Raw genomic sequence first — 12661 nt, forward strand, 5'->3', positions numbered from 1 at the left:
AAATATTTTAGACTTAAGTTTAATTTTCTCAAGTAACCCATCACTGGGGTTACTTGAGCTTTATACAAATAAAGCTTACTGAGTTCAATAAAAAGAGTTTTCAAAATTTGAAATTAATGAATCCAGAATATAAGTAAAGAGGTGTTGTAAGTGTCTTTATTTGAAGAGCAAGAACTATTTTGGGACGGTGTTTTTGATGATGAAGACTATATATCCTACTTGCCCTATTTTAAAACAACAGTAAAAGATGATGGTAAGAGAGGTAGGGTTACGGATTCTATTCTTTACGTTTCATTACCGACTGAATTATCACAAAAAATTAAGTCGGTAGCTAATGACTCGCACATTGCAGTGTATATTATTCTATTATCTGGAGTTGAATGTTTATTAAATAAATATACCGGAAATGAAAACATTATCATAGGAATGCCAGCGATAAAACAAGATATAGGTGTTTTAAATGAAATTCTCATGTTGAAAAATAAAATAAATGCGGCGACCACATTTAAAACATTATTTAAAGATATTAATTTGTTTTTAAAAAGTGTAACAGAAAACCAAAATGTACCTTTCCGAAAAATGACAAAGAATTTAAATATACAATATAATGATGAACATTTGCCGATAATTAACACTGTTGTTTCTTTAGATGAGATACACTCTTCTTTTCTTAATGAAATTGGCGGAAGGGATATTCTGTTTCAATTTAATCTAGAAAATAATAGAGTGAATCTTAAAGTCGTATATAACGAGAGACGTTATGACCAAGAATATCTGGTGCAAGCTACAGAGCATTTAAAACAAATTTATACTAATATGTTATCTCAACCAGATTCTAGGCTAGATCAATTAGAATACTTATCTAAGGTTGAAACAGACAAAATATTTCTCGAGTTTAATGATACACAAGCAGATTATCCAAGTAATAAAACAATTCATCAATTGTTTGAACAACGGGCAGAATCTTTACCAAATAAAGTAGCCGTTGAATTTGAAGATAAACAATTGACATATCAAGAACTTAATGAGCGAGCCAATCAGTTGGCTCGGACTCTCCGATTAAATGGTGTAGGTTCGGAACAACTAGTGGGCATTATGACAGAACGGTCTCTGGAAATGATTATAGGTATACTTGGTATTCTCAAAGCTGGGGGAGGATATGTACCGATTGATCCTGAATTTCCTGAAGAACGAATTCATTATATATTAAAGGATTCAGAAGCTCAGCTGTTACTGACTCAAAGTCATTTAATGCATCGTGTATCATTCACTGGGAGAGTAATTCCTCTCGACTCCGAAGAGAGCTACCACGAAATTCAAACTAATCTTAATTCAATAGTGAGGCCAAATCATTTGGCTTATGTAATATACACTTCAGGGACAACAGGTAAACCAAAGGGTGTAATGATTGAACATAAATCAGTAGTGAATACTTTAACGGATTTAGAAAAAAGGTTTCCTTTGGGGATAGACGATGCCATATTATTGAAAACAAACTATACATTTGATGTATCTGTAACAGAACTGTTTGGCTGGTTTATCGGAAAAAGCAAATTAGTTATTCTTAAGCCAGGTTTAGAGAAGGAACCAGAAGCATTAATAAATATTATAGAAAAAAATAAAATTACTCATATTAATTTTGTACCCTCTATGTTACAAGTATTGTTGAATGAATTAAGGCAAATAAACATAAAAAAGCTTCAATCTTTGAAATATGTATTTTCTGCCGGTGAAGCATTGCCAGTTAAAACAATTAAGGAGTTTTATTCTGCATTATCATCACGATTGGAAAATATTTATGGTCCGACAGAGTGTACCATATATGCAACCTATTATGGAACCGATAGAACTATGAAAGGTCTTGTAAACACGCCTATTGGTAAACCATTAGGAAATGTACAAGCAGTTGTTTTAAAAGATTTGGAATTACAGCCTATAGGAGTCCCCGGAGAATTATGTATCAGTGGAGTTGGTTTAGCTCGAGGCTACTTAAACCGCCCTGACTTAACGGCCGAAAAGTTTGTCGATCATCCGTTTATCCCTGGTGAGAAATTGTATCGAACAGGAGACCTTGCCAGATGGTTACCGGAAGGTAACATTGAGTATTTAGGACGGATTGACCATCAAGTGAAAATACGCGGATACCGGATTGAAATTGGAGAAATTGAAACAGCTTTATTGAATATGGAAGCTGTACAAGAAGCAATCGTGGTTGCGCATGAAAACGACAACGGAGATAAAGCGTTATGTGCATACTACGTTGCGAGTGAATCTTTTGCGGTCAGTGAGATGAAAGAGAAATTATCTGTCCAAATGCCAAGCTACATGATTCCATCTTATTTTATTCAGCTGGAGAAAATGCCGCTGACATCTAACGGGAAAATTGACCGTAAGGCACTCCCTCTGCCTGATCGAAATACACAAACTGGTGTAAAATATGTTGCGCCTCGTACATCAATTGAATTAAAGCTGGTTGAGATTTGGAAAGAGGTACTTAGCTTAAAACAAGTGGGAATACGAGATAATTTCTTTGACTTAGGAGGGCATTCTTTACGGGCTACTGATCTAGTTTCGAAACTTTATAAGCTATTGAAAATTAAAGTATCTTTAAGGGATGTATTTAACCATCCAACGATAGAACAATTATCAAGAATCATAAGTGTTGTGGAAGATCAAAGCTTTACATCTATTCCTGCTGTGGAACAGAGAGAGTCTTATCCGGTTTCCTCTGCACAAAAACGAATGTATATCTTGCATCAATTAGAAGGCGGAGAATTGAGTTACAACATGCCCAACTTGATGGTGGTTGAAGGAGAACTAGATGTTACTAGACTAGAGTCTGCCTGCATTCAACTGATTGATCGCCATGAATCTTTACGGACAAGTTTTAAATTATTGGATGGTGAGTTGAAACAGCTTATTCATGATAAAGTTAATTTTAAGGTAGAAGTTCGAAAGGTGAGACCAGAGGATTTAGATGAATATATTCAGGGATTTATACGTGCTTTTGATTTAAAGCAGGCTCCTCTTTTCCGAGTTCAGGTTCTTGAGTTCACATCAACAAAGCACATGATACTAATGGATATGCATCATGTTATTTCAGATGGCGTATCAATGACTGTAATTATGCAAGAGTTATTTCAATTATATGAGGGTGCCCAATTACCTGAACTGCGTATTCAATATAAAGATTATGCAGTGTGGCAACAAAATGAAATGAATCAAGAACAGATTCGAAAACAAGGAGCATATTGGTTAGAGACGCTTGGAGGAGATCTTCCTGTTTTACAAATGCCTACTGACTATGCGAGACCAGCTACCCGAAATTTTAAGGGAGCAAGAGTTGAGTTTACGATCGATGAGCACAGAAGTGAGGCGCTACAACAACTAGCTATGCAAACAGGTTCTACACTATATATGGTAATGTTATCAATTTACACGCTCATGTTGTCTAAATATAGCGGACAAGAAGACATTATTATAGGCAGTCTGATTGCAGGTCGCCCACATGCTGATTTGGATCGAGTTGTGGGAATGTTTGTGAACACGTTGGCAATGCGAAACTACCCAACAGGGGAAAAAACATTTGAGCAATTTGCGAGTGAAGTGAAAGAAAATGCCTTAAGAGCATATGAAAATCAAGATTATCCATTTGAAGAAATTGTGGAGACATTAGATGTCACCAGAGATATGAGCAGAAATGCGATCTTTGATGTCATGTTTGTATTGCAAAATATGGATCAAGAAGCCGGGAAAGTAGAAGGATTAGAAATAAAGCCGTTTGAATGGGAATATGAGATAGCCAAATTTGATTTGATGTTGACTGTAGTTGAATGGAACGGACAATTGAATTGTATGTTGGAATATGCGACATCTTTATATGAGGAAGCAACGATAGTACGAATGACAAAACATTTTACCCATCTGGTAGATAACATTTTGGCACATCCGCATACAAAACTATCAGAACTATCTATGGTCCTCGAAGAGGAGCGAATGCAGCTTCTTAGAGATTTTAATGATACAAAAGCAGAATATCCAAGAAACAAAACAATTCATCAACTGTTTGAAGAACAAGCAGAACGTGTACCAGATAAGGTAGCTGTTGTGTTTGAAGATAAACAATTGACATATCGTGAACTGAATGAGCGAGCTAATCAACTAGCCCGTACACTTCGAAATGAAGGAGTAGAGGCTGAACAGCTTGTTGGAATTATGACAGAACGTTCTCTTGAAATGATTGTAGGTATACTGGGTATTCTCAAAGCGGGCGGGGCATATGTGCCGATTGATCCGGAATATCCAGAAGAGCGAATTCGTTACATGATTGAGGACTCAGGAGTGAAACTATTATTAAAGCAAAGCCATAAGCAGCATATAGAATTTACTGGCACAGTGCTGAATCTAGATCAGGAAAGTAACTATCATAAAAATAGCTTGAATCTTGAAAACCATGTACAGTCAAACAATTTAGCATATGTGATCTATACGTCGGGGACAACAGGTGCTCCAAAAGGCACTTTGCTTGAACATAAAAATGTGGTTCGTCTCTTGTTTAACAGCAAAAATGTTTTTGATTTTAATGAAAAAGATACGTGGACCTTATTCCACTCTTTCTGTTTCGACTTTTCTGTATGGGAAATGTATGGAGCACTTTTGTACGGTGGCAAATTAGTAATAGTACCAAAAACGATATCAAAGAACCCGATACAATTTTTACAGTTGTTAAAAGATGAGGAAGTAACAATTCTAAATCAAACTCCTAGTTATTTTTATTTAGTGAAAGATCAAGAATTAACTCATTCTTCGTGTGATCTAAAAGTGAGAAAAGTAATCTTTGGCGGGGAATCATTGAATCCATCTTTATTAAAAGAATGGAAAGATAAATATCCAGACATAAAGCTAATTAATATGTATGGTATTACAGAAACAACCGTTCATGTAACATATAAAGAGATTACAGAAATCGAAATAAAAGATGGAAGAAGTAACATCGGAAAACCGATTCCTACATTAAATGCCTATATATTAAATGAGCAAAAAGAATTGCAGCCAATCGGAATACAGGGAGAGCTATATATTGCCGGAGTTGGTCTAGCTCGAGGCTACTTAAACCGCCCGGATTTAACGGCCGAAAAGTTTGTCGATCATCCGTTTATCCCTGGTGAGAAATTGTATCGAACAGGAGACCTTGCCAGATGGTTACCGGAAGGTAACATTGAGTATTTAGGACGGATTGACCATCAAGTGAAAATACGCGGATACCGGATTGAAATTGGAGAAATTGAAACAGCTTTATTGAATATGGAAGCTGTACAAGAAGCAATCGTGGTTGCGCATGAAAACGACAACGGAGATAAAGCGTTATGTGCATACTACGTTGCGAGTGAATCTTTTGCGGTCAGTGAGATGAAAGAGAAATTATCTGTCCAAATGCCAAGCTACATGATTCCATCTTATTTTATTCAACTGGAGAAAATGCCGCTGACATTTAACGGGAAAATTGACCGTAAGGAACTCCCTCTGCCTGATGAAAAAAATATCCAGACAGGGGTTGAGTATGTAGCACCTCGTACACCAATTGAAACAAAGTTAGCTGAGATTTGGAAGGACATACTTGATATAAAACAAGTGGGAATACAGGATAACTTCTTTGATATAGGAGGTGATTCATTAAAAGTATTAAAACTAATACAATCTATAAAAGAACGAATGAGGACTGAAATTTCATTTCAAACAGTATTTAATGCTCAAACCATTGAATTATTAGCATTGGATCTAATGAATGGGAATATAAAATTAGAAGATGAAACAAAGTTTACACCAATAACTCATCGTGGAAACGTCAATGTGTTTTGCTTCCCGTCTCGCATAGGAATTGGGATGACATATATAGAGATGGCTTATTTGTTAGAGGGAGATTATAGAATATATATTACGGACTTTATTCATGATCACACAAATTTTGATGATATGATTCGTGAATATGCAGAGAATATAGTTCAAATACAAGAACAAGGTCCATATGTATTTCTGGGGTATTCTGGAGGAGGAAATATAGCATTTGAAGTTGCAAAGGTAATGGAAAAAAAAGGATTGGAAGTGTCAGATATAATAATGTTAGATACAACTCTTTGGAATGCCGAAGTAAATAAAAGAGCAATGAAAATGCTATCAGAAGTTAATCGTGAACATACAAAGGTTCCAGAATGGATGAATACGAAATATGTACAAAATAAAATTAATAAATTTACAATGTATTTGGAACAGCTAACGAATGAAGGAGTATTAGATTCTAATATTCACAATATTGTAATAGATAATTCAATGACTAAATTTAAAAAGGAGTGGGCAAATGCAACAACAAAAGATTATATAGAATATGATGGCTATGGGACACATGACGAAATTTTGCAACCTGAATATATCGATAAAAATGTTTCAATAGTCAAAGAAATATTAAAAAATATAAACAAGTCTGTTATGACATCGATTTAAACTGTTTTTTTAATTCTAAAATACAGAGAGTATTTTCCGAGAAATATTTTTCCTAATAATGTGAAATAAGAAATTAAATTATGTCAAGAAATTTATAATAACAGGTTTTTAATTCTTTTGTCGCTTCGGCGTCTGATCAAGACGTAAACATGATTTTCGGTTCTGTTATTAATGAAAATCTAAAAGATGAGATTGTGGTGACAGTGATTGCAACCGGCTTTATCGAACAAGAGAAGGACGTGACGAAGCCTCAGCGTCCAAGCTTAAATCAAAGCATCAAAACACACAATCAAAGTGTTCCGAAGCGTGAGCCAAAACGTGAGGAGCCTCAGCAGCAGAACACAGTAAGCCGTCATACTTCACAGCCGGCTGATGATACGCTTGACATCCCGACATTCTTAAGAAACCGTAATAAACGCGGCTAAAGTAAAGGACAAAATCGTTTTCGATTTTGTCCTTTTTTGTTTTTCTCTTCACACTTTCCTTCTTATAAAGTCTTTTTCCCTATTGCTTCCTTCGCTTAGTAACAAAACAGATAATTAGACCTATTTATTTTTGTGACATTTCTATCATTTTCATATATATGGAAATTGAATGACATGAAACGACAATATCTGTAATTCAGATTGTCTACAGTTAATATACAGCGATGTTCTGACAAACCATTCATTATTAAAAGGAGGGACGACACTTTTTTTAAAAAGCATGTTGAAAAAGGGGGATGAAAATGAAGAAAAAAACGAAAAACAGACTCATCAGCTCTGTTTTAAGTACAGTTGTCATCAGTTCACTGCTGTTTCCGGGAGCAGCCGGGGCCAGCAGTAAAGTCACCTCACCTTCTGTTAAAAAGGAGCTTCAATCTGCGGAATCCATTCAAAACAAGATTTCGAGTTCATTAAAGAAAAGCTTTAAAAAGAAAGAAAAGACGACTTTTCTGATTAAATTTAAAGATCAGGCTAACACAGAAAAAGCGGCAAAAGCGGCTGTTAAAAAAGCGAAATCGAAGAAGCTGTCTGCCGCTAAGACGGAATATCAAAAGCGTTCTGCTGTTGTGTCATCTTTAAAAGTCACAGCCGATGAATCCCAGCAAGATGTCCTAAAATACTTGAACACCCAGAAAGATAAAGGAAATGCAGACCAAATTCATTCTTATTATGTGGTGAACGGGATTGCTGTTCATGCCTCAAAAGAGGTTATGGAAAAAGTGGCGCAGTTTCCCGAAGTGGAAAAGGTGCTTCCTAATGAGAAACGGCAGCTTTTTAAGTCATCCTCCCCATTTAATATGAAAAAAGCACAGAAAGCTATTAAAGCAACTGACGGTGTGGAATGGAATGTAGACCAAATCGATGCCCCAAAAGCTTGGGCACTTGGATATGATGGAACTGGCACGGTTGTTGCGTCCATTGATACCGGTGTGGAATGGAATCATCCGGCATTAAAAGAGAAATATCGCGGATATAATCCGGAAAATCCTAATGAGCCTGAAAATGAAATGAACTGGTATGATGCCGTAGCAGGAGAGGCAAGCCCTTATGATGATTTGGCTCATGGAACCCATGTGACAGGCACGATGGTGGGCTCTGAACCTGATGAAACAAATCAAATCGGTGTAGCGCCTGGCGCAAAATGGATTGCTGTTAAAGCGTTCTCTGAAGATGGCGGCACTGATGCTGACATTTTGGAAGCTGGTGAATGGGTTTTAGCACCAAAGGACGCGGAAGGAAATCCCCACCCGGAAATGGCTCCTGATGTTGTCAATAACTCATGGGGAGGGGGCTCTGGACTTGATGAATGGTACAGAGACATGGTCAATGCCTGGCGTGCGGCCGATATTTTCCCTGAGTTTTCAGCTGGGAATACGGATCTCTTTATTCCCGGCGGGCCTGGTTCTATCGCAAATCCGGCAAACTATCCAGAATCGTTTGCAACTGGAGCGACTGATATCAATAAAAAGCTCGCTGACTTTTCTCTTCAAGGGCCATCTCCATATGATGAGATAAAGCCGGAAATATCTGCACCGGGCGTTAATATTCGTTCATCCGTTCCTGGTCAGACATATGAGGATGGTTGGGACGGCACATCAATGGCAGGGCCGCATGTATCCGCTGTTGCTGCACTGCTGAAACAGGCGAATGCCTCACTTTCTGTTGATGAGATGGAGGATATATTAACCAGCACGGCTGAACCGCTCACGGATTCAACATTTCCTGATTCACCGAATAACGGATATGGCCATGGTCTGGTGAATGCTTTTGATGCTGTATCCGCTGTTACAGATGGTTTAGGCAAAGCGGAAGGACAAGTTTCTGTAGAGGGGGATGACCAAGAGCCTCCTGTCTATCAGCATGAGAAAGTAACTGAAGCTTATGAAGGTGGTAGCCTGCCACTGACTTTGACAGCTGAAGACAATGTGAGTGTGACATCTGTAAAGCTGTCCTACAAGCTTGATCAAGGTGAATGGACAGAAATAACGGCTAAACGAATCAGCGGTGATCATCTAAAAGGAACGTATCAGGCAGAGATCCCAGATATAAAAGGAACTAAACTAAGCTATAAGTGGATGATTCACGATTTTGGCGGTCATGTCGTTTCGTCTGACGTATACGATGTAACAGTGAAACCAAGCATCACGGCGGGATATAAGCAGGACTTTGAAACTGCACCCGGCGGCTGGGTTGCGAGCGGAACAAATAATAACTGGGAATGGGGAGTTCCGTCAACTGGCCCAAATACAGCAGCATCCGGAGAAAAAGTATATGGAACGAATTTGACAGGAAATTATGCCAACTCAGCAAACATGAACCTTGTTATGCCTCCTGTTAAAGCACCTGATTCAGGAAGTTTGTTCCTTCAATTTAAAAGCTGGCACAATTTAGAGGATGATTTTGATTACGGCTACGTTTTTGTTCTTCCGGAAGGTGAAAAGAATTGGGAGCAGGCTGGTGTCTATAACGGAAAGACATCAAGCTGGACGGACGAAGAAATTGATTTATCGGCTTATAAAGGCCAAAACATTCAAGTGATGTTTAACCTTCAATCAGATGAAAGTATTAACAAAGAGGGCTGGTACATTGATGATGTAGTGCTTTCTGACAAATCAGCCGGAAAAACAGTCAAAAAGAATAAGCTGGGCGTCGAAAAGCCGTCTGGAAAGCAAAAGAAAAAGCCAGTAAATCCGAAAAAGGCTAAGCCATCTCTAAATACAGCTGTAAAAACAGAGAGTAAAGATATACAGCCGCAAGTTTTGCCGCTCAGGGCACAAGTCAGTGTAGTGGAAACAGGAAAATCAACATATTCAGATCAATCCACAGGGCAGTACACGCTGAAGCACAAAGCGGGAGACTATACGCTTATGGCAGAAGCATATGGTTATCAGTCGAAAACACAAAAAGTATCTTTAAAGACGGATCAGACGACACAAGCTAATTTTACGTTAGAAGAGATGAAGAAGGGCACATTAAAAGGCACGGTCATCAATAAAACGACAGGAGAGCCGGTAAAAGGCGCTTCCGTTTATGTTGTAGAGGATGCTGCGGTGGAACCGGCTATGACAAACGACAAAGGTGAATATACGCTGGAGGCCTATGAAGGCGCTTATACGATTAAAGTCGCTGCACCGGGTTATTACAGTGATGAATTTTCCGTTGAGTTAAAAGGTGATGTTACAAAAGAAACTGCATTGAAGCCTTTCGTCGGTTATCCGGGTGAAATTGCATATGATGACGGAACGGCGGAGAATGCCAATTCCTATTTTGCTGCCGGTAACGGATGGGCGGTAAAAATGACGCTCGCTGACGGCAAGGACAAAGGCATGCTTACAGGAGGGCTGTTCAGATTCTGGGATACAGAGTTCCCTGATCCCGGCGGCACAGAGTTTAAGGTTGAGGTATACGATGCCACAGGAAAAGACGGAGCACCGGGCAAGAAAATTGCAGGGCCATTTAACGCGGAAGCTCTTCGCAATGGCGAGTGGACTAAGGTAGATCTCAGTTCAAAAGGGATTATGGTCGATAAAGATTTTTATCTCGTATATATCCAGTCGAAACCTGACCCGTATTCACCTGGACTGGCAATGGATGAAACCGGCAAGAATTCCGGCCGCAACTGGCAGTATATAGGTGGACAATGGGAGCCGGGTGACGAAGCAGACGGCAACTATATGATTCGCGCATTAGTTAATTATGAAGCTGCTGTACCTGAGATTACTTCACCGACAGACAAATCATACACAAATAAGGATAGCGTCACTGTAAAAGGAAACGCTTCTCCTGGTACAACGGTACACATTTATAATGGAGAGAAAGAGGCAGGAGAAACGAAAGCTGCTGCGGATGGCACGTTCCATGCAGGCATCACACTCAACAAAGGTGAAAATGAGCTGACGGCAACTGCATCAACTGACAACGGAACAACAGATGCCTCCAGCCCAATCACGGTCACGCTTGATCAAGAAAAGCCTGAGTTAACGCTGGACACTCCAAAGGATGGCGGGAAAACAAATAAAGAAACGCTGACTGTCAAAGGGGCTGTATCCGATGACAATCTGAAAGACGTCAAGGTGAATGGCAAAAAAGCAACAATAACCGGTGGTTCATACTCAGCCCGGATTCTTTTGGAGAATGGAAGCAATGAAATCAAGGTGATTGCTACAGACTTAGCAGGCAACAAAACGACGAAAAAGGCTGTCATTGATGTCAATTTTGATAAGCCTGTCATTTCCGGCTTAATTCCGGGAGAGGATAAAAACTTAAAAGTCGGTGAATCTGTGAAAATCGCTTTCTCAAGCGCTGAGGATTTGGATGCAACGTTTATCATTCGTATGCCGCTGACGAATGCAAGAGCGAGTGTGCAAAACGCCACCGAACTCCCGTTAAGAGAAATCTCTCCGGGGAGATATGAAGGCTATTGGACAGCCACTTCTTCTATTAAAGCAAAAGGAGCAAAAGTAGAAGTGATCGTCCGAGATGATTATGGAAATGAAACAAGAAAAACTGCGAATGGAAAACTTAATATCAACACAGAAAATTAAGTGGAAAAAAGCTGCCGTCATTGGCAGCTTTTTTATATCCTCTCATTATACTTCCTCGACAAATTAAGCAGATTTCCCTGAAAAATTGTATTTTCCTCTCAACATTAATTGACAGACTTTCCCACAGAGCTTGCTTTATACTTATGAAGCAAGAAGGGGAACAGCGTGAGGCAAGAAAGAAAGGAGTCAGATGTGAAAATCTATTTAGATGTCATTTGGCTGTTAAACTTTTGTTTTGATGCACTTTTGCTTTTGCTCACGGCATTTATTTTAAAACGGCATGTAAAAAAAAGAAGACTGGTAGGCGGAGCGTTCATCGGTTCCAGTATTGTCCTTTTGATGTTTACTCCTTTTTCGCCGATTGTTGAACATCCGGCTGGGAAGCTAGCTTTTTCAGTTGTGATTGTGGTGGTGACATTTGGCTTTAAAAGATTTCGGTTTTTCTTTCAAAATTTGTTTTCCTTTTATTTTGCCACTTTTTTAATGGGGGGAGGAATTATCGGAGCCCATTCTTTGCTGCAGTCAAATTCTATTGTTCAAAACGGTGTTATGATTACCAATCAAACAGGGTTTGGAGACCCGATCAGCTGGTTGTTTATTGTTGGTGGCTTTCCAGCATTATGGTTTTTTTCTAAAAGAAGAATTGAAGATATTGAAACAAAAAACATTCAATATGAGGAACGAGTCAGCGTGCAGGCAGATTTGGGCAGCCAAACACTTCATGTCAGAGGCCTGATTGATTCCGGTAATCAGCTGTACGATCCTCTTACAAAAACACCGGTAATGATCATTTACATTGATAAATTGGAGCCGATTTTCGGAACAGCCGAAACGATGATCATTCGAAACACAGACCCATTGGAAGCCATCGAACAGCTCGATGATTCCTTTCGCTTTTTAGATAAAATGAGGTTGATTCCATACAGGGGAGTTGGTCAGCAAAATCAATTTTTATTATGCGTTAAACCGGATCACGTAACGATTATGACAAAAGAAGAAATGATTTCTGCAGATAAATGTTTAATCGGTATCAGCACAACAAAGCTGTCGGCAGATGGAGAGTTTGACGCGATTATTCATCCGAAAATGCTTTCGGGCAAGGCTGTAAAACACGTTTCATAATGTTCGCAAATG

The 12661-nt window shown here is 38.8% G+C and carries 3 protein-coding genes and 1 pseudogene; all 4 read left to right on the forward strand.

Annotated features, from left to right (window positions below; all coding sequences use genetic code 11):
* Positions 1-150 precede the first annotated feature (150 nt).
* The 4 genes and pseudogenes from MHI44_RS19805 (at position 151) to spoIIGA (ending at position 12649) form a co-directional block, all read left to right on the forward strand.
* Positions 151-6498, forward strand: coding sequence for an amino acid adenylation domain-containing protein (locus MHI44_RS19805; RefSeq protein WP_339202560.1), 6348 nt, complete (start codon positions 151-153; stop codon positions 6496-6498).
* A 119-nt stretch (positions 6499-6617) separates the two neighbouring features.
* Positions 6618-6923: pseudogene (locus MHI44_RS19810) on the forward strand (cell division protein FtsZ); the annotation flags it as partial.
* 302 nt (positions 6924-7225) lie between these two features.
* Positions 7226-11527: a bacillopeptidase F gene (locus MHI44_RS19815; RefSeq protein ID WP_339202561.1), complete on the forward strand. Its 4302-nt coding sequence runs from the start codon at positions 7226-7228 to the stop codon at positions 11525-11527.
* 192 nt (positions 11528-11719) lie between these two features.
* Positions 11720-12649, forward strand: coding sequence for a sigma-E processing peptidase SpoIIGA (gene spoIIGA, locus MHI44_RS19820; protein WP_003232163.1), 930 nt, complete (start codon positions 11720-11722; stop codon positions 12647-12649).
* The last annotated feature ends 12 nt before the right edge of the window (positions 12650-12661 follow it).

The sequence above is a fragment of the Bacillus sp. FSL K6-1366 genome (assembly GCF_037976695.1).
GTDB lineage: Bacteria > Bacillota > Bacilli > Bacillales > Bacillaceae > Bacillus > Bacillus subtilis.